The sequence below is a fragment of the Bradyrhizobium sp. 18BD genome (assembly GCF_054185225.1).
The window spans coordinates 1-17,643 of record NZ_JAVAYL010000017.1 but is presented as its reverse complement, the minus strand read 5'-3'; the positions used below and the strand labels follow the sequence as shown (position 1 = coordinate 17,643).

The window sequence follows — 17,643 nt, the reverse complement described above, 5'->3', positions numbered from 1 at the left end:
AACCTCGCGAGATTTTAGAACCTCGCCGGTTAAGCAACCTTAAATATTATGTCTGGTTTTGACACGTCAATTGGTTCCACAACCGGAACGGGCGATCGAGGCCGGACGGCTGTGTCGCCGGTCACGGCCGACTTGTGGCCATCAGAGCCCTTGCCGTCGTCACGCCCAAATGTCTCTTGACTTAGAGTGCGCTCGAACTCGTAGTTTCCGCGCGTCGTGATGAGAGACAGGAATGAAGATCGGCGAACTCGCGAAGCGTTCCGGACTGACTGCCCATACGATCCGCTACTACGAGCGGATCGGACTGTTGCCCTACGCCGACCGAGATCGATCCAGCCGACGTGACTACGATGCCTCGATCCTTGTGTGGATCGAGTTTCTCGGCCGACTGAAGACGACTGGCATGCCGATCCGGGACATGCTGCTTTACGCGGAACTCCGGGACCGAGGCAGCGGCACCGAGGCCGAGCGGCGCGCGCTGCTGGAACGGCACCGTGAAAGCGTGCGTGCCCACGTCGACGAACTGAATGCCTGTCTTCTCGTCCTCGACACCAAGATCGGCGGTTATGCCGAAACGGAACAGAGGATGAAGGATTATGATGCAACACTTCCCGAACGCCGGCGAAAGCCGGTTGGAGCGCGGTCGCCGCGCACTCGCTGAGATCGACGGAGAGGCCGGCCACAGGGTCGTGGCGGCGCTTGGCGACATCGCCCCGGATTTCGCCACCTATGTATTCGAGTTTCCGTTTGGCGACATCTACTCACGACCCGGGCTCGACCTCCGTTCGCGCGAAATCGCAACGATCGCAGCGCTCGCGGCCATGGGGAACGCCACACCTCAGCTCAAGGTGCATATCGAGGCAGGTCTGAATGTCGGGCTTGGCCGAGAGGAGATCATCGAGATCCTCATCCAGATGGCCGTCTATGCCGGCTTCCCGGCTGCTCTCAACGGCCTGTTCGCAGCAAAGGAAGTATTTGCGCAAAGAGCCGAGGACGGGTCGAAGCCGAAAGCCTGAAGCTCGAGCGTCGAACCCTGTTTTGTCGTGCAGCCGGACTGCGCTGCCCCTCACGAAAAACCCCGCGGCTCGCGCCGCGGGGTTTTGCCTTGTCTCGCTTGCGCCGCTCAGTGCGCCAGGATCGCCAGCAGCAGCAGGGCCACGATGTTGGTGATCTTGATCATCGGGTTCACCGCGGGGCCGGCCGTGTCCTTGTAGGGATCGCCGACGGTGTCGCCGGTCACGGCCGACTTGTGGGCGTCAGAGCCCTTGCCGCCGAAGTGACCGTCCTCGATGTACTTCTTGGCGTTGTCCCAGGCGCCGCCGCCCGAGGTCATCGAGATTGCGACGAACAGGCCCGTCACGATCACGCCGAGCAGCATCGCACCGACCGCCGAGAACGCTGCCGACTTGCCGGCCGCGCCGCCGCCCGCGATCGCGTAGATCAGGAAATAGACGACGATCGGCGACAGCACTGGAAGCAGCGAGGGGATGATCATTTCCTTGATCGCCGCGCGGGTCAGCAGGTCGACCGCCTTGCCGTAGTCCGGCTTGTCGGTGCCCTGCATGATGCCCGGCTTCTCGCGGAACTGGCGACGCACCTCCTCCACGATCGCGCCGGCTGCACGGCCGACGGCCGTCATGCCCATCGCGCCGAACAGGTACGGCAACAGACCACCGAACAACAGGCCCACCACGACGTAGGGGTTGTTGAGCGAGAAGTCGGGATTGACGCCCTTGAAATAGGCATGGGCGTTGCTGTCGGCGATGAAGAATTTGAGGTCCTGATTATAGGCCGCAAACAGCACCAGCGCGCCGAGACCGGCCGAGCCGATCGCGTAGCCCTTGGTCACCGCCTTGGTGGTGTTGCCGACCGCATCGAGCGCGTCGGTCGACTTGCGCACTTCCTTGGGCAGGCCCGCCATTTCGGCGATGCCGCCGGCGTTATCCGTCACCGGGCCGAACGCGTCGAGCGCGACCACCATGCCGGCCAGCGCGAGCATGGTGGCGGTCGCGATCGCGATGCCGAACAGGCCGGCGAGGCTGTAGGTGACCAGGATGCCGGCGATGATCACGAGCGCGGGCAGCGCGGTCGCTTCCATCGAGACGGCAAGGCCCTGGATCACGTTGGTGCCGTGGCCGGTCACCGAGGCCTGGGCGATCGACTTCACCGGGCGATAGTCGGTGCCGGTGTAGTATTCGGTGATCCAGATGATCAGCGCGGTGACGACGAGGCCGACCACGCCGCATTCGAACAGCGCCATGCCGGTGTAGTCGACGCCGTCGAGCTTGCCGAAGCCGATCAGGTAGTAGATCACCCCGGCGATGCCGATCAGCGACAGGACGCCGGTTGCGATCAGGCCCTTGTAGAGCGCGCCCATGATCGACTGGCTCGGCCCGAGCTTCACGAAGAAGGTGCCGATGATCGAGGTGATGATGCAGATGCCGCCGATGGCGAGCGGCAGCGTCATCATGTTGGCGAGGATCGGCGTCTTGGCGAAGAAGATCGCCGCGAGCACCATGGTGGCGACCGCGGTCACCGCATAGGTCTCGAACAGGTCGGCGGCCATGCCGGCGCAGTCGCCGACGTTGTCGCCGACGTTATCGGCGATGGTCGCGGGATTGCGCGGATCGTCCTCGGGGATGCCGGCTTCGACCTTGCCGACGAGGTCGCCGCCGACGTCCGCACCCTTGGTGAAGATGCCGCCGCCGAGACGGGCGAAGATCGAGATCAGCGAGGCGCCGAAGCCGAGCGCCACCATGGCGTCGATGACGGTGCGGCTGTCGGGCGCAAGCTTCAGCGAATGCACCAGGAAGCCGAAATAGAGCGTCACGCCGAGCAGCGCGAGACCCGCGACCAGAAGGCCGGTAATGGCACCCGCCTTGAAGGCGAGCTCGAGGCCGCCGGCAAGCGACGTCGTCGCCGCCTGCGCGGTGCGCACATTGGCGCGAACCGAGACGTTCATGCCGATGAAGCCGGCCGCCCCCGACAGGATGGCGCCGATCAAAAAGCCGATGGCGACGTAGATACCAAGGAAATAGACGAGCAGGAGGAAGATGACGATGCCGACGATACCGATCGTGGTGTACTGGCGCCGGAGATACGCCTGTGCGCCTTCACGCACCGCTCCCGCGATCTCCTGCATACGCGGTGACCCCGCATCCGCACTCAACACCGAAGACGTCGCCCAAATCGCGTAGACGACGGAAAGCACTCCGCAGAGCACTATCAACCATAATGCTGTCATGTGATTTTTGCCTCAGATCCTTGATGTACGTACCCCCGGCGCCTTTTGTTTTTCCGTCAAGCGGTGCGGCGCCCTTATGTTGAACAAGGCCGCCCCTTGCACGAAGGTGTGGCCCTAGTCGGTTGCGAGCTTGCCAAAATCAAATTGAGGGTGCAACGCCGGATAAGGCCGAAAAGGCCGATCTCGGCTGGTATTTAGGCTGAGCCCGAGCGCCCGGCCCCCGGTTTGGAGCAATTCCTAGAAGTGGCTGTAGGACAGCCGCTTCAAGGCCAGTTCCTGGCCCTGCCCGTCCAGGAAGCGCGGCCGTTCGTGACCGGCGACAATGGTGCCGATCGCCGTGACGGCAATTCCGACGGCGCGGCCTGCGGCAATCAGCGCATCAGCTTGCGCTGCCGGCGCCGTGGAGAGCACCTCGTAATCGTCGCCCCCGGCGAGCAGCGTCTCAATGCCAACGGCGTTACGGGCGATCAGTCCCGCCGCCGCGGCGGACAGCGGCACACTCGCCACGTCGACCGTCGCCGAGACGCCTGAGGCCGCGCAGAGCTTGGTCAGATCGCCGGCCAGCCCGTCGGACACGTCCATCGCCGCATTGGCATGGTCACGCACGGCCTGCGCCAACACGTTGCGCGGCTGCGGAACGCGATAGCGCGAGATGAGCGCTTCCCTGGCAGCAGGATCGGACGCGAGCGCCGCAGCCACGGCGCCGTCGGTCAGCACGTCGAGGCCGAGCGCGGCATCGCCGATCGTCCCCGTCACCAGGATGCGGTCGCCCGGCCGGGCGCCGGTGCGGCCGACCATCCGCCCCTTCGGCACGCGGCCGAAGGCGGTGATAGAGATCATCTGCGGTCCCGGCGTCGACACCGTGTCGCCGCCGAGCAGCGGGCATGCGAAGGCTGTCGCGTCCTCGCCCAGCGCATCGGCGAACGGCCTGAGCCAGGAATCCTCCTTGCTGCGCAGCGCCAGCGTCAGCACGAAACCGGCGGGCGCAGCGCCCTTGGCGGCGAGATCGGACAGGTTCACCCGCAGCGCTTTTCGCGCGATCGTGTCGGGCGGGTCGGTGGCAAGATAGTGCACGCCCTCGACCACGGCGTCGGTGGTGACGACGATATCGTCGCCGGATGAGGACAGCACCGCGGCATCATCGACCAGCCCGAACGCACCGGGATCAGTCGCCAGCGGCTTGAAATAGCGCGCGATGAGGGAGTCTTCGGCGGAGGGGTTTTGCGGAGTGGTCATCGGCTCGATCCGTCATCTCCCGCCGTCATTGCGAGCGAAGCGAAGCAATCCAGACAGCCTCTCCAGAAACAGTCTGGATTGCTTCGTCGCTACGCTCCTCGCAATGACGATCCCAAACTACCCGCGCCCGAACTCATCACCGCGAAACTGGCGGCCGATCTGGTCGAGCACGGCGTTGACCATGCCGGTCTCCTCACGGTCGACGAAGGCGTTGGCGACGTCGACATATTCGGAAACCACGACACGGCCCGGCACGTCCTTGCGATGCTGGAGCTCATAGGCCCCTGCCCGCAGCACCGCGCGCAGGATCGCCTCGATGCGCTTGAGCGGCCAGCCCTTGGACAGCGCCTCGTCGATCAGGGGATCGAGCTTCTTCTGGTCGCGCACGACGCCGGAGACGACGTCGCGAAAGAACGCGGCTTCCGCCGGCAGGTAAGTATCGCCCTCGACCTCGTTGCCGAGCCAGTGACTCTCGAACTCGGCGAAGATGTCGTTGATGCCGGCGCCGGCGATGTCCATCTGGTACAGCGCCTGGACCGCCGCGAGCCGCGCCGCACCGCGCTTGTTGGCTTTCTTGTCCGCCGCGCCCGCCGGTTTCTTGATGTCAGCCATTTTCTTGGGATCAGCCATGGCTCAGGCCCGCGCCACGCGGCGCTTGATGCGCAGCATCGCGAGCGCGGCGCGCGCGGCATCGCCGCCCTTGTTGAGCTCGCTGGCGCGTGCCCGCGCCCAAGCCTGGTCCTCATTGTTGACGGTGAGGATGCCGTTGCCGAGCGGCAGCTTGCGCGCCACCGCAAGGTCCATCAGCGCGCGCGAGGATTCCTGCGAGACGATCTCGAAATGGATGGTGTCGCCACGGATGACGCAGCCGAGCGCGATCACGGCGTCATAGGGCTTCCCGTTGGCCGCAGCCGCATCGACGGCGATCGCCACCGCTGCCGGGATCTCCAGCGCACCGGGAACCGTGATGACGTCATGGGTCAGGCCAGCGGCCTTCAGTTCGGTCACCGCGCCGTCGAGGAGCGCGTCCTGGAGATCGTCGTAGAACCGTGCCTCGACAATCAGCGCGCGTGCGCCGGAAATGTCGGTCTGGTCCTTCAGGGGTGCGCGCCGCGCGTCTGCCATCGTTAAATCCGTTCTCGCAAGTCGTCTCTTGGGTCGGCGCGTTATGTAGTCGCCGCAGGCACGTAAGCCAAGTTTTAAACCGTCATTTCCGTCAGCCGCGCCGCATAGCGGGCCATCAGATCGACCTCGATATTGACCTCGGCGCCCGCCTTCCAGCCGCCGATCGTGGTGACATCAAGCGTATGCGGGATGATCAGCACCGAAAAGGTCACATCCTTCACCGTATTGATGGTCAGCGAGACGCCGTCGAGCGTGATCGAGCCCTTGGTGGCGATGAAGCGCGCCAGCTCCCGCGTGGTCGAGAGCTCGAACCGCGCCATGTCGGGCAGGTCCTCGCGGCTGACGAGGGTGGCGATCCCGTCGGCATGGCCGGCGACGATATGGCCGCCGAGCTCGTCGCCGATCTTCAGCGCGCGCTCGAGGTTGAGCTTGGTGCCGACCTTCCAGTGCTTCGCCGTCGTCAGCGCCAGCGTCTCGGCGGCGGCATCGACGTCGAACCAGGTTTTACCGCTTGCGACGCCGGACGCGACCACCGTCAGGCAGACGCCGTTGCAGGCGATCGAGGCGCCGTCGGCGATGGTGGTCTGGTCATAGCTGCAGGCGATGCGCAGCCGGTGCAGCTGGCCCTGCGCCGTCGGTGTGAAGCCGACGATCTCGCCGATATCGGTGACAATGCCGGTGAACATGTTAAGCGCGCTCGTAAATGGTGAGAGTATCCCTGTCGAATGTCTCGCTAGCATGAACCTTGTAGGCCTGCGACTGCGTGATTTTCGACAGGGGCAATGCATCGAGCGCATCGACACCGCCGGCGCCCACCTCTTCCGCGCCGCGGAACAGCCAGATCTCGTCAACGAGGTCGGCCGCGACGAAAGATGCCGCAACGCGGCTGCCGCCCTCGACCATCAGCCGTGAGATGCCCTTCCCGGCCAGCGCATGCAGCACGGCCGGAAGATCGAGGCCCGATGCGTTGCCGGGCGGTACGCGGATGATCTGCGTGCCCGCAGCCCCCAGGCGGGTCGCGGCGGCTGCTTCCGCAAGCTCGGAGGCGATCACCCAGAGCGGCGTCTCGCGCGCGGAGCGCACGAGCTGGCTGGATGCGGGAATGCGTAGGCTCTGGTCGAGCACCACCCGCACCGGCGAGCGTGCCGCCATGCCCGGCAGGCGGCAATTGAGCTGCGGATCGTCCGCCAGCACCGTGCCGATACCGACCAGGATCGCATCGCTCTGCGCGCGCAGGAGATGCACGCGGTCGCGCACGGCCTCGCCGGTGATCGCGATCGGCTTGCCGCCGGCCGCGCCGATCTTGCCGTCGGGCGAAACCGCGAGCTTCAGGATCACATGCGGGCGCTTGTCGCGGATGCGGCGGAAATGGCCGGCATGGTCGAACGCAGCCTCCGGCGCGCACAAGCCGACATCCACGGTGATGCCGGCGGCACGCAGCCGCGCATGGCCCTGGCCCGCCACTTCCGGATTGGGGTCTTCGATCGCGGCCACTACGCGCGTGATGCCGGCGGCGATCACCGCATCGGCGCAAGGCGGCGATTTGCCGAAATGCGAGCATGGCTCGAGCGTGACATAGAGCGTGGCGCCGCGCGCTGCTTCGCCTGCCCGCCGCAGCGCCTCGGGCTCGCCATGCGGCCGTCCGCCCGGCTGGGTCCAGCCGCGGCCGACGATCACGCCATCTTTCACGAGGACCGCGCCGACGGCCGGATTGGGCCAGGTGCGCCCCTGTCCGCGCCGGCCAAGCGCCAGCGCAAGCTGCATGAAACGGCGATCGGCGTCCTTGGACTCGCGGATCTTCCGGGCGAACTGATCTTCCAGGATGCGGAAGATCATTTGCGGATCGCGGCGAGCCGCGCTTCCTCCTCACCGGAGAGCTCGCCCAGCACCTCGGCGAAATCCTTGGCCTCGCGGAAATTGCGGTAGACGGAGGCGAAGCGCACATAGGCGACGTCGTCGAGCGTGCGCAGATGCTCCATCACGGTCTCGCCGATCACCTCGGAGGAGATCTCGGCCTCGCCGCCGGTCTCGAGCTCGCGCACGATGGTGGAGACCATCTTCTCGACCCGCTCCGGCTCGACCGGCCGCTTGCGCAGGCTGATCGACACCGAGCGCATCAGCTTGTCGCGGTCGAACGGCACGCGGCGGCCGTTGCGCTTGATCACCGTAAGCTCGCGCAATTGCACGCGTTCGAAGGTGGTGAAGCGGAAATTGCAGGCGACGCACACGCGCCGCCTGCGGATGACGGAAGAGTCCTCGGTCGGACGCGAGTCCTTTACCTGCGTATCGAGACTGTTGCAGTTCGGGCAGCGCATCCGTGTACCTTGACCGGTTTTCTTGGACCTTACTGGTAGATCGGGAACCGGTCGGTGAGCGCCTTGACCCGTTCCTTGATCGCAGCTTCGACCAGCGGCGCCTTGCCGTCGTCGGACTGTGCGATCGCGTTGAGGACCTCGGCGATCATGCCGCCGACCTGCTGGAATTCGGCGACGCCGAAGCCGCGGGTCGTCGCCGCCGGGGTGCCGAGACGCAGGCCCGAGGTGACGAACGGCTTTTCGGGGTCGAACGGAATACCGTTCTTGTTGCAGGTGATGGCGGCGCGAACCAGCGCCTTCTCCGAGACGTTGCCCTTCAGGCCCTTCGGCCGGAGGTCAACCAGCATCAGATGGTTATCGGTGCCGCCGGAGACAATATCGAAGCCGTGGCTCTTCATCGCTTCGGCCAGCGCCTTGGCGTTCTCGACGACGTTCTTCGCATAGACCTTGAAGTCCGGACGCAGCGCCTCGCCGAAAGCGACCGCCTTCGCCGCGATCACGTGCATCAGCGGGCCGCCCTGCAGGCCCGGGAAGATCGCCGAGTTCAGCTTCTTGGCGAGCACCTCGTCATTGCTGAGGATCAGGCCGCCGCGCGGACCGCGCAGCGACTTGTGCGTCGTGGTCGTGGTGACGTGGGCGTACGGCACCGGCGAAGCATGCACGCCGCCGGCGACGAGGCCCGCGAAGTGGGCCATGTCGACCAGCAGGTACGCGCCGACCGAGTCTGCGATCTCGCGGAAGCGCTTGAAGTCCCAGGCGCGCGAATAGGCCGAGCCGCCGGCGACGATCAGCTTCGGCTTGACCTCTTCGGCCTGCTTGGCGACCGCGTCCATGTCGATGATCTGGTCCTCGCGGCGCACGGTGTAGTGCGCGGCCTTGAACCACTTGCCGCTCATGTTGACGGGCGAGCCGTGGGTGAGATGGCCGCCGGCCGCGAGATCGAGACCCATGAAGGTGTCGCCGGGCTGCAGCAGCGCCAGGAACACGGCCTGATTCATCTGGCTGCCGGAGTTCGGCTGCACGTTGGCGAAATTGGCGCCGAACAGCTTCTTGGCGCGATCGATCGCGAGGTTCTCGGCGACGTCGACCCACTCACAACCGCCGTAATAGCGCGCGCCCGGATAACCCTCTGCGTATTTGTTGGTCATGACCGAACCCTGCGCTTCCAGCACGGCCCGGCTGACGATGTTCTCGGAGGCGATCAGCTCAACTTCATGGCGCTGCCGGCCGAGCTCGCCCTTGATGGCGGCGGCGATTTCCGGGTCGGCCTGCTCGAGCGAGGCGGTGAAAAACGAATCGGGCGCATTGGCGGTTTTGGCGAGGGTCATCTTGCGAATATCTCCACCGCCGCAGCCTTTTGGCGGGCTACGGGGGTCTTGGTGTGGCGATCGGAAGCGGCGAGCGCGATCTACCACATCGCCCGCCCCCGGCCAAGCATTTGCGGGTCGGGCCTGATATTTATGCAAGATATGGTGGGGATTGAAGGATATTGGCGCGAGGACGGGTCGCTGGAGCCGCCCTCGATCCGATCATCCCGGAAGGGCCGTTTCGGACCCTAAATGGCGCCCCCGGCGCCGGTCGCCCCTATAGCCCGGTATACCCGGCCTTCACGGGGTCCACGCTGCCGTCGAGCTGGCGCAGATAGGTCAGGCCGCAGACCGTCAGCCTGTGGGGGTCCTTCTCGCCGGCTTCCATCAGGGTGTTGAGGTAGTTCGTCACCTTCGCGCGCGCCTCGTCGCTCGCCGCGGCGGTGCGGTTTGCGAGCAGGTCATAGGTCTGCATGATGCGGTCGATGGCAGCTTCCATGGCACCCTCTGGGTCTTCCGAAATGTGGGAATCTTGATCAGGCAACCGCTCTGGCCTCGGACTGCGCCTCGAACCGGGCGATCGCCTTGTTGGCGAGCCTGATCTTGTTGAATTCGCCGTGCTGGATCAGCTTGATGATGATCTCGAGCAGGCGTTCGTTGGTGACGAGCGTGTCGGGGATCGCGCCGGAGCGGCGGAGGTAATTCGCGGCGATGGCATAGGCATCGCTCACGAGTTCGACGTTCATTGCCTGCAACCCGCGCTCGACCAGCATCGCATCCTCCGATCCGCAGAGACAACTGCGACGCGAGGACCTGGTTCCACCCGGCCGGCACATTTTTTCGCAAGTGCGAAACAAATGCGAAAAGACGACAAAACGCACCGGTCCGGGACAAGCCGGGCCGGCGCGCTTGGGGGAAGTTAGGCACGTTCGGGAGGCTTGCCGGTCTTGTTGCGGGCCGGCTTGGCCTTGATCCCTTGGAAGCTCAGAGGCGGTACAGGATCTGGTCGGTCCAGAACCGCTCGAGGCGGTGCAGCGACTTGTTGAGCGTGGAGAACTCCTCGCCCGAGATGCCACCGACCTGCTCCACCGTCTTGACGTGCTTCTGGTAGAGCGAGTCCACGATGCGGCGAACCTCCTGGCCCTGCGGCGTCAGGCGGATGCGCACCGAGCGGCGATCAACGCGCGAGCGCTGATGGTCGAGGAAGCCGAGCTCGACGAGCTTCTTCAGATTGTAGGAGACGTTGGAGCCGAGATAGTAACCGCGCGTGCGCAGCTCGCCCGCGGTCAGCTCCTTGTCGCCAATGTTGTAGAGCAGCAGCGCCTGCACCGAATTGATGTCCGCGCGGCCGCGGCGATCGAACTCGTCCTTGATCACGTCGAGGAGCCGGCGATGCAGCCGCTCCACCAGAGTCAAAGCTTCCAGATAGAGCGACTGCACCGAACCCTGCTGGCCGGAGACGCGCTCTGCGGTATCTGCCGCAGTTGCAACGGCTTTCATCATGACACTTCCCCTGTTGTCGTTTTTATCGACACTTATTCGACGAAACTTGTGTCCCGCCTGATAGGTGCAACTTAAGAGGGGCGTTTGAAGATCGGCTTAAATAAGAGAATAAAGAGATCATGAATTTAAGACAGTGAATTGCGGATTAAGCCTGTGCCACAAGGGCTTTTCGCAACCGTCTGTTGACCCTGGCAAGGTCCTGTTCACCCTCCGTCCGCCCTCTCTGTCACATTCCAGAACAGCCCCGCCCCGTTTCGAAACGGGCGCGTAACGGCTGTGGCGGATATCGCTAGGTCAACGAAAAGTTACCTCGAATTTTACGAAACCAACGGTCAACCAAGCGCGCGTGAAACCTTGCGTGTCCCGGAGCTGAACAGACTGTAGGATGGGTAGAGCGAAGCGAAACCCATCGATGTAGTTGCATGCGGATGGTGGGTTTTCGCTTCGCTCTACCCATCCTACAAGATGCCTGCGCTCGCGATCGCTACGGCGGCCGTTCGCGCGCGGCCATCCAGGCGAGCGCCAGATACGCGGCGAGCATGAAGACCTCCGCGCCGACGACGATCAGGCTGCCGCCATAGATGCCCGGGAACATCAGCTCGATCACCGCCATCGACACCACGGTGGTCAGCCACACCACCGCGCCCCAGGGTGTGGCGAGCCACAGGCCGACCGCGGCGACGAGTTCGATCACCGCGAAGTAGACGGTCGCGGCCTGCCAAGCCATCGCCTGGTTCTCGAACGCCTCGTCCTCGCCGCCGACGAAGCCCGTGACCTGCGCCCAGTGATAGAGACCCTTCAGGATCGCGAGCAGCGCCATCACCCGCAGGAACAGCACCAGCCGGCGCGTCCAGACATTGTCGTCGGACTCCGCGCGCTCTGATGAGATCGCCGCCACCGACATGGCGTTTTCCCTGGCGTTGTCTCTGGCATTGTCACGGGCGGCATCCCTGGCATTGGTGCCGTCGCGGGCCGCATCGCGGGTGGAGATCTCGGACATGGCCCCCTTCTGGCTGTTTCGCCCCGCAAAATCAATCGGCTGCGCAAGTCGGTTCAATTCTGCCTTGCGGCAGGTCAAGCCGCGGTGGCAGGAACCATGCGAGCTGGTATAAGAATAATTCCAGCCGGAGGAAGAGTGATGGCGATCAAATACGGACGTCCGATCGAATTGCGCGAGGTTTCGCGCCGGGATGGCACGACGGCCTCCCCTGCCCTCGATCTGACCATCCGGCCGCGCCGCAACCGCAAGGCCGAATGGGCCCGGCGCATGGTGCGCGAGAACGTGCTCACCACCGACGATCTGATCTGGCCGCTGTTCCTGATCGACGGCAACAACAAGCGCGAGCAGATCGCCTCGATGCCCGGCGTCGAGCGCCTCAGCGTCGACCAGGCCGTGCGCGAGGCCGAGCGCGCGATGAAGCTCACCATTCCCTGCCTCGCGCTGTTTCCCTACACCGACCCGTCCTTGCGCGACGAAGAGGGCTCGGAAGCCACCAACCCGAACAATCTGGTCTGCCAGGCCGTGCGCGCGATCAAGAAGGAGTTTCCGGAGATCGGCGTCCTCTGCGACGTCGCGCTCGATCCCTTCACCAGCCACGGCCATGACGGCCTGATCTCCGACGGCAAGATCCTGAACGACGAGACGGTCGCCGTGCTGGTGCGTCAGGCGCTGGTGCAGGCCGATGCCGGCTGCGACATCATCGCGCCCTCCGACATGATGGACGGCCGCGTCGCCGCGATCCGCGAGGCGCTGGACCGCACCGGCCTGCTCGACGTGCAGATCATGGCCTATGCGGCCAAATACGCCTCCGCCTTCTACGGCCCGTTCCGCGACGCGATCGGCTCGGCCAAGACGCTGACCGGCGACAAGCGCACCTACCAGATGGACAGCGCCAACACCGACGAGGCGCTGCGCGAGGTCGAGCTCGACATCTCCGAGGGCGCCGACATGGTGATGGTGAAGCCGGGCATGCCCTATCTCGACGTGGTCCGCCGCGTGAAGGACACCTTTGCGATGCCGACCTTCGCCTACCAGGTCTCCGGCGAATACGCGATGATCGCGGCTGCCGCCAACAATGGCTGGCTCGACGGCGAGCGCGCGATGATGGAGAGCCTGCTCGCCTTCAAGCGCGCCGGCGCCGACGGCGTGCTCAGCTACTTCGCACCGAAGGTGGCAGAGAAGCTGCGAACCCAGGCGTAAGTCTCGTCGGGTGGGCAAAGCGTAAGCGTGCCCACCAATCCATCGTGCACGACAGCGGGCAATGGTGGGCACGGCGCTGCGCGCCTTTGCCCATCCTACGGCACCGGCCACCGCCCCCGATCGCCGGAATATTTCGGCTTGTTGACACCCGCACGCCCTTGGCACGGGGATGGCCTGTTCCCATGTCCTGTCTCGAGGGTTTTCTTCTGTTTCCGCTCGGGAGGACGGACGATGTCGTATGACTCGGGTAGTTCAGGCGCCTGGCGCAATGACGGCGCGGTGCAGCCGCACGCCTACGATCCCTATCTGCATCCGGAACTGTTCCGCGGCGTGGCGACGCGGCGCGTGTTTGCGTTCCTGATCGACATGGTGGTGATCTCCGTCCCTGTCATCCTCGGCTACATCTTCATCGCGCTGTTCGGCGTGGTCACGCTCGGCATCGGCTGGGCGCTGTTCTGGCTGGCCTGGCCGGCCTCCGTGGTCTGGGCCATCGTCTATTACGGCGCCTGCATCGGCGGTCCCTCCTCCGCGACGATCGGGATGCGGATCATGGATCTGGAGCTGCGCACCTGGTACGGCGCCCCCGGCTACTTCGTGCTTGGTGCCACCCATGCCGTGCTGTTCTGGGTGACGGTCTCGTTCCTGTCGCCCTTCGTGGTGCTGGTCGGCCCGTTCAACGGCCGCCGGCGCCTGTTGCACGATTTCGTGCTGGGAACGGTCGTGATCAACAATTCCGTCCGGGCGCCCCTGCCCCAGGCAGCCAGGACCTACTGAGAACCGCCTACTGAGAGCCGGGCGATCAAGGACCTGTCAACCCGGACATACTAAGCTGACTGATCTGACCTGCCACGCAGGCCAATTGACCGGGGGCTTCCGTAGCGCGATGCTGATATTCACTTCGGAGGCCAACGACGTCCCTTGACCCAACACTCGCGCGACACCCCCCAATTTTACCTCACGGCGCCGTCGCCCTGCCCGTATCTGCCGGGCCGGCATGAGCGCAAGGTGTTTACGCACCTCGTGGGTGAGCGCGCCGGTGACCTCAACGACCTCCTGACCCATGGCGGGTTCCGCCGCAGCCAGTCGATCGCCTACCGGCCGGCCTGCGACCAGTGCCGCGCCTGCGTCTCGGTCCGGGTCGTCGCCAACGAGTTCCGCCTGTCCCGTAATTTCCGCAAGGTGATGGCCCGTAACGCCGACATCATCGGCGAGCAGCGCAGCGCGGTGCCGACCTCCGAGCAATATTCGGTGTTCCGCGCCTATCTGGACGCCCGCCATCGCCATGGCGGCATGGCCGACATGACCGTGCTCGACTACGCCATGATGGTCGAGGACAGCCATGTCGAGACCCGCATCATCGAGTACCGCAAGCGCGGCCCCGACAGTGGCATCACCGGCCGCGGCGAAGAGCTGATCGCGGTCGCCCTGACCGACGTGCTCAGCGACGGCCTGTCGATGGTCTATTCGTTCTTCGAGCCGAACCAGGTCAGCCGCTCGATGGGCACCTTCATGATCCTCGACCACATCGCCCGCGCCCGCCGGCAAGGATTGCCCTACGTCTATCTCGGCTACTGGATCGAGGGCTCCAAGAAGATGGACTACAAGGCCCGCTTCCTGCCGCAGCAGCGCCTCGCCCCCTCAGGCTGGCTGCGCATCGACGCACAGGGCGACGCGGCGTCCGAACCGCAGGACTAATGGTGCGAATGGCGAGTAGCGAGTAGCGAATAAGAGAAACGCTCCCATTCGCTACTCGCCATTCGCCACTCACCCAACAAGCGTATCCACCAGCAGCTTCACGTTCAGAACCACGATGATGCCGGCAACGATCCACGCGATCGCGGCAACCGATGTGGGGATCGCGAACTTGCCCATCTTGCGGCGGTCGGAGACGAAACGCACCAGCGGGATGACGGCGAAGGGAAGCTGCATCGACAGCACGACTTGGCTGAACACCAGCAGATCCGCCGTGCCGCGCTCGCCATAGATCGCGGTGACGATAATCACCGGGATGATCGCGATGCCACGCGTGAGCAGGCGGCGCGCCCAGCTCGGAAGGCGCAGATCGAGAAAGCCCTCCATCACGATCTGGCCGGCCAGCGTCGCCGTCACCGTCGAGTTGAGGCCTGAGGCGAGCAGTGCCACCGCGAACAGCGTCGAGGCAATGCCGAGACCCAGCAGCGGCGACAGCAGCTCGAACGCCTGACCGATCTCGGCGACATCGGAATGGCCGCTCTTGTGGAACGTTGCGGCCGCCACCACGAGGATCGCGGCATTGATGAACAGCGCCAGCATCAGGGCGATGGTCGAGTCCGTCGTCGCCCATTTGATCGCCTCGCGCCGGCCCTCCTCGTTGCGCTCATAGGCGCGCGTCTGCACGATCGAGGAATGCAGATAGAGATTATGCGGCATCACGGTCGCGCCGATGATGCCGATCGCGATGTAGAGCATCTCGGAATTGGTGAAGATCTCGGTCTTCGGCATGAAGCCGTGCAGGACTTCCGCGACCGGCGGTGCGGCAGCCACGATCTGGACCGCGAAGCACACCGCGATCACGGCCAGCAGCGCCATGACGAAGGCTTCGAGGAAACGGAAACCGCGGTTCATCAACAGCAGCAGCAGGAAGGCATCGAGCGCGGCGAGCAGCGCGCCGCCGACCAGGGGAATGCCGAACAGCAGTTTCAGCGCGATGGCGGTGCCGATGACTTCGGCGAGATCGCAGGCGATGATCGCGGCCTCGCAGGCGAGCCAGAGCAGGAAGTTGACCGCCGGCGAATAGGTCGCGCGGCAGGCCTGCGCGAGGTCGCGGTCGGTGACGATACCGAGCCGCGCCGCCAGCGACTGCAGCAGGATCGCCATCAGGTTCGAAAGCAGGATGACCGAGAGCAGCGTGTAGCCGAACCTGGACCCGCCGGCGAGGTCGGTCGCCCAATTGCCGGGGTCCATGTAGCCGACCGAGACCATATAGCCCGGGCCGACAAAGGCGAGCAGCCGGCGCCACCACTGCCCCGCGGCCGGAATGGCCACCGTGGCATTCACCTCGGCGAGGCTCTTGGTGGTCGGCACATCGGTGCGCCAGCCGGTATCGGGGGTTAGATCGGGCGATCGGGCATCCATGCGGTCAGAATACCGAAGTCGAGCCTTATTGCAACTCATTTGCAACTGCATCTAGGCGCATCGGTTCCCGGTGCGTTTTGCCCGCTCCTGTCGGGAAGCGGGTGGGTTTGGCCGGCGTCGGAGGCGAATACTGGCGCCAATCCGACTTTGCAGGAAATGAGCCATGTCAAATCCGCCCCGCCTTCCCGACACTTTCAGCCGCCTCGCCTGGTCCAACCTCGCCGCTCAATCCGCCGAGCAGATCGCGCTGGCCGCCGCCCCCATCGTCGCGGTGCTGACGCTCGGGGTCGCCGAGGGCCAGACCGGCATGTTGCAGACCGCCTTGACCCTGCCCTTCGTGCTGTTCGCCATTCCAGCCGGTCTGCTCGCCGACCGCATCTCCCGCCGCTCACTGATGGCAAGCGCCGAGGCGCTGCGGGCCGCGGCGCTCGGGACAATCGTGCTGCTGCTCGGGCTCGGCGCGCTCAATCTGCCGCTGCTGGCGCTGCTCGGCTTCGCGGCGGTGTGCGGCACCGTCGTCTACAGCGTCGCCGCGCCGGCACTGGTGCCGTCGCTGGTGAGCGCGGAGCTGCTGCCGGCCGCGAATGCCCGGATCGAGCTGGCCCGCACCATCGCGTTTGCCAGCGGCCCTGCGCTCGGCGGTGCGCTGGTGGGGTGGTGGGGCGCGAGCCCGGCGTTCGGCTTTGCCGCGGCGCTCTCGGCGATCGCCGTCGTGCTGCTCTCCGGCATCTACGAGCCTGCGCGCACACCATCACCGCGACGGCATCCGTTGCAGGAGATCCGCGAGGGCGCGGGCTTCGTCTTCCACCATCCGCTGCTGCGGCCGGTCTTCATCACGCAGTTCATCTTCAACACCGGCTGGTTCCTGCAGATCGCCGTGTTCGTGCCTTACGCGGTGCGCCATCTCGGCCTGACCGCCGCCGGTGTCGGCACCGTGCTGACGATGTACGGTGTCGGCATGGTGATCGGCGCGCTGTTCGCAACGCGCGTGATGCAGCGCATCGCCTTCGGCACCGTGGTCGGCCTCGGCCCGATCACGGGCTTCGTTGCGGCGGTGGTGATGGCACTGACGGTGCTGGTCCCCTCGCCCTGGCTCGCGGGCCTCAGCTTCTTCCTGCTCGGCGTCGGGCCGATCCTGTGGGTGATCTCGACCACGACCCTGCGCCAGTCCGTGACGCCGCCGCGCCTGCTCGGCCGCGTCTCCGCCATCAACATCATGAGCTACGGCGCCCGCCCCCTCGGCTCGGCGCTAGGCGCGATCGTCGGCGGCCTCTGGAGCGCAGAAGCGTGCCTGTATCTGGCAGCAGCCGTGTTCGGCGTGCAGGCGCTGGTGATCTGGCTGTCACCGGCGGTGGCGCTGGACCGGCAGCCGGCCATGGTGGGGGATGAAGTGGCGGCTAGCTGTTAGCCACAGCGTCATTGCGAGCGCAGCGAAGCGACGAAGCAATCCAGAGTCCCTCCGCGGAGACACCCTGGATTGCTCACATGGGGATTTGGTGTGTCAAGGTTTATGGTCAGCTCTTTGTTCGATTGCAGGCCAGCTCTTCGTCCCGACCGTGGAAGCGTGGAGATGGCGCGCGCAGCTCTAGTCAAGGTCGG

The 17,643-nt window shown here is 65.3% G+C and carries 19 protein-coding genes; 6 read left to right on the top strand and 13 right to left on the bottom strand.

The features are described 5' to 3' along the window. Positions 1-232 precede the first annotated feature (232 nt). Positions 233-661, top strand: a complete 429-nt coding sequence (locus RAD16_RS27485; protein ID WP_212432257.1) for a MerR family transcriptional regulator — start codon at positions 233-235, stop codon at positions 659-661. Beyond that, positions 600-1,016: a carboxymuconolactone decarboxylase family protein gene (locus tag RAD16_RS27480; protein WP_458161134.1), complete on the top strand. Its 417-nt coding sequence runs from the start codon at positions 600-602 to the stop codon at positions 1,014-1,016. Before RAD16_RS27485 ends, RAD16_RS27480 begins: the two co-directional genes overlap by 62 nt. Before the next feature lie 107 nt (positions 1,017-1,123). On the opposite strand, the gene RAD16_RS27475 is transcribed toward RAD16_RS27480, so the two are convergent. From RAD16_RS27475 to RAD16_RS27420, 12 genes are all read right to left on the bottom strand, one after another. Continuing rightward, a complete protein-coding gene (locus tag RAD16_RS27475; RefSeq protein WP_458160962.1) occupies positions 1,124-3,244 on the bottom strand; it encodes a sodium-translocating pyrophosphatase in 2,121 nt (706 codons plus the stop codon). A 237-nt stretch (positions 3,245-3,481) separates the two neighbouring features. Next, positions 3,482-4,480, bottom strand: coding sequence for a thiamine-phosphate kinase (gene thiL / locus RAD16_RS27470; protein WP_458160961.1), 999 nt, complete (start codon positions 4,478-4,480; stop codon positions 3,482-3,484). Between the two features lie 117 nt (positions 4,481-4,597). After that, positions 4,598-5,092: a transcription antitermination factor NusB gene (gene nusB, locus RAD16_RS27465; protein WP_458161133.1), complete on the bottom strand. Its 495-nt coding sequence runs from the start codon at positions 5,090-5,092 to the stop codon at positions 4,598-4,600. A gap of 21 nt (positions 5,093-5,113) precedes the next feature. Next, complete coding sequence (gene ribH, locus RAD16_RS27460; RefSeq protein ID WP_458160960.1) at positions 5,114-5,605, bottom strand: 6,7-dimethyl-8-ribityllumazine synthase; 492 nt, start codon at positions 5,603-5,605, stop codon at positions 5,114-5,116. A gap of 74 nt (positions 5,606-5,679) precedes the next feature. Then, positions 5,680-6,291 carry a riboflavin synthase gene (locus tag RAD16_RS27455; RefSeq protein ID WP_458160959.1) on the bottom strand — a complete coding sequence of 204 codons (612 nt, stop codon included), beginning with the start codon at positions 6,289-6,291 and terminating at the stop codon, positions 5,680-5,682. 1 nt (position 6,292) lies between these two features. Next, positions 6,293-7,441, bottom strand: a complete 1,149-nt coding sequence (gene ribD / locus RAD16_RS27450) for a bifunctional diaminohydroxyphosphoribosylaminopyrimidine deaminase/5-amino-6-(5-phosphoribosylamino)uracil reductase RibD (protein WP_458160958.1) — start codon at positions 7,439-7,441, stop codon at positions 6,293-6,295. Further along, positions 7,438-7,920 carry a transcriptional regulator NrdR gene (nrdR, locus tag RAD16_RS27445; RefSeq protein ID WP_212432249.1) on the bottom strand — a complete coding sequence of 161 codons (483 nt, stop codon included), beginning with the start codon at positions 7,918-7,920 and terminating at the stop codon, positions 7,438-7,440. The genes ribD and nrdR overlap by 4 nt, the downstream gene beginning before the upstream one ends. Before the next feature lie 29 nt (positions 7,921-7,949). Further along, positions 7,950-9,248 carry a serine hydroxymethyltransferase gene (glyA, locus tag RAD16_RS27440; protein ID WP_458160957.1) on the bottom strand — a complete coding sequence of 433 codons (1,299 nt, stop codon included), beginning with the start codon at positions 9,246-9,248 and terminating at the stop codon, positions 7,950-7,952. A 256-nt stretch (positions 9,249-9,504) separates the two neighbouring features. Continuing rightward, a complete protein-coding gene (locus RAD16_RS27435) occupies positions 9,505-9,726 on the bottom strand; it encodes a hypothetical protein (protein ID WP_458160956.1) in 222 nt (73 codons plus the stop codon). A gap of 37 nt (positions 9,727-9,763) precedes the next feature. After that, entirely contained in the window at positions 9,764-10,000 is a 237-nt protein-coding gene (locus RAD16_RS27430; protein ID WP_326900612.1) for a hypothetical protein, read from the bottom strand. A gap of 211 nt (positions 10,001-10,211) precedes the next feature. Beyond that, positions 10,212-10,730, bottom strand: a complete 519-nt coding sequence (gene ldtR, locus RAD16_RS27425; RefSeq protein ID WP_011087797.1) for a transcriptional regulator LdtR — start codon at positions 10,728-10,730, stop codon at positions 10,212-10,214. 484 nt (positions 10,731-11,214) lie between these two features. Then, positions 11,215-11,730 (bottom strand): DUF6163 family protein, encoded by a 516-nt coding sequence (locus RAD16_RS27420; protein WP_458160954.1) that lies wholly within the window; start codon positions 11,728-11,730, stop codon positions 11,215-11,217. 138 nt (positions 11,731-11,868) lie between these two features. On the opposite strand from RAD16_RS27420, the gene hemB reads away from it, so the two are divergent. The 3 genes from hemB to RAD16_RS27405 all read left to right on the top strand — a co-directional run bounded on the left by hemB (position 11,869) and on the right by RAD16_RS27405 (position 14,625). Beyond that, complete coding sequence (hemB, locus tag RAD16_RS27415; RefSeq protein WP_458160953.1) at positions 11,869-12,930, top strand: porphobilinogen synthase; 1,062 nt, start codon at positions 11,869-11,871, stop codon at positions 12,928-12,930. Positions 12,931-13,161: 231 nt separating this feature from the next. Then, on the top strand, positions 13,162-13,704 hold the full coding sequence (locus RAD16_RS27410) for an RDD family protein (protein ID WP_458160952.1): 543 nt from the start codon (positions 13,162-13,164) through the stop codon (positions 13,702-13,704). A gap of 144 nt (positions 13,705-13,848) precedes the next feature. Continuing rightward, positions 13,849-14,625: an arginyltransferase gene (locus RAD16_RS27405; RefSeq protein ID WP_458160951.1), complete on the top strand. Its 777-nt coding sequence runs from the start codon at positions 13,849-13,851 to the stop codon at positions 14,623-14,625. A gap of 69 nt (positions 14,626-14,694) precedes the next feature. Here the strand turns inward: RAD16_RS27405 and RAD16_RS27400 are convergent, their stop codons facing one another. Continuing rightward, entirely contained in the window at positions 14,695-16,044 is a 1,350-nt protein-coding gene (locus tag RAD16_RS27400; protein ID WP_458160950.1) for an Nramp family divalent metal transporter, read from the bottom strand. A 163-nt stretch (positions 16,045-16,207) separates the two neighbouring features. Between RAD16_RS27400 and RAD16_RS27395 the strand changes: the two genes are divergently transcribed. Continuing rightward, positions 16,208-17,452, top strand: a complete 1,245-nt coding sequence (locus RAD16_RS27395; RefSeq protein WP_458160949.1) for an MFS transporter — start codon at positions 16,208-16,210, stop codon at positions 17,450-17,452. Positions 17,453-17,643: the final 191 nt, after the last annotated feature.

Bases quoted from the DNA above. Each gene is read 5' to 3' on its own strand.
- RAD16_RS27480 (WP_458161134.1), top strand. From the start codon at position 600: ATGCAACACTTCCCGAACGCCGGCGAAAGCCGGTTGGAGCGCGGTCGC.
- hemB (WP_458160953.1), top strand. From the start codon at position 11,869: ATGGCGATCAAATACGGACGTCCGATCGAATTGCGCGAGGTTTCGCGC.
- glyA (WP_458160957.1), bottom strand. From the start codon at position 9,248: ATGACCCTCGCCAAAACCGCCAATGCGCCCGATTCGTTTTTCACCGCC.
- nusB (WP_458161133.1), bottom strand. From the start codon at position 5,092: ATGGCTGACATCAAGAAACCGGCGGGCGCGGCGGACAAGAAAGCCAAC.
- RAD16_RS27435 (WP_458160956.1), bottom strand. From the start codon at position 9,726: ATGGAAGCTGCCATCGACCGCATCATGCAGACCTATGACCTGCTCGCA.
- RAD16_RS27455 (WP_458160959.1), bottom strand. From the start codon at position 6,291: ATGTTCACCGGCATTGTCACCGATATCGGCGAGATCGTCGGCTTCACA.
- thiL (WP_458160961.1), bottom strand. From the start codon at position 4,480: ATGACCACTCCGCAAAACCCCTCCGCCGAAGACTCCCTCATCGCGCGC.
- RAD16_RS27430 (WP_326900612.1), bottom strand. From the start codon at position 10,000: ATGCTGGTCGAGCGCGGGTTGCAGGCAATGAACGTCGAACTCGTGAGC.
- RAD16_RS27395 (WP_458160949.1), top strand. From the start codon at position 16,208: ATGTCAAATCCGCCCCGCCTTCCCGACACTTTCAGCCGCCTCGCCTGG.
- ribH (WP_458160960.1), bottom strand. From the start codon at position 5,605: ATGGCAGACGCGCGGCGCGCACCCCTGAAGGACCAGACCGACATTTCC.
- RAD16_RS27410 (WP_458160952.1), top strand. From the start codon at position 13,162: ATGTCGTATGACTCGGGTAGTTCAGGCGCCTGGCGCAATGACGGCGCG.
- RAD16_RS27400 (WP_458160950.1), bottom strand. From the start codon at position 16,044: ATGGATGCCCGATCGCCCGATCTAACCCCCGATACCGGCTGGCGCACC.
- RAD16_RS27485 (WP_212432257.1), top strand. From the start codon at position 233: ATGAAGATCGGCGAACTCGCGAAGCGTTCCGGACTGACTGCCCATACG.
- nrdR (WP_212432249.1), bottom strand. From the start codon at position 7,920: ATGCGCTGCCCGAACTGCAACAGTCTCGATACGCAGGTAAAGGACTCG.
- ribD (WP_458160958.1), bottom strand. From the start codon at position 7,441: ATGATCTTCCGCATCCTGGAAGATCAGTTCGCCCGGAAGATCCGCGAG.
- RAD16_RS27475 (WP_458160962.1), bottom strand. From the start codon at position 3,244: ATGACAGCATTATGGTTGATAGTGCTCTGCGGAGTGCTTTCCGTCGTC.
- RAD16_RS27420 (WP_458160954.1), bottom strand. From the start codon at position 11,730: ATGTCCGAGATCTCCACCCGCGATGCGGCCCGCGACGGCACCAATGCC.
- ldtR (WP_011087797.1), bottom strand. From the start codon at position 10,730: ATGATGAAAGCCGTTGCAACTGCGGCAGATACCGCAGAGCGCGTCTCC.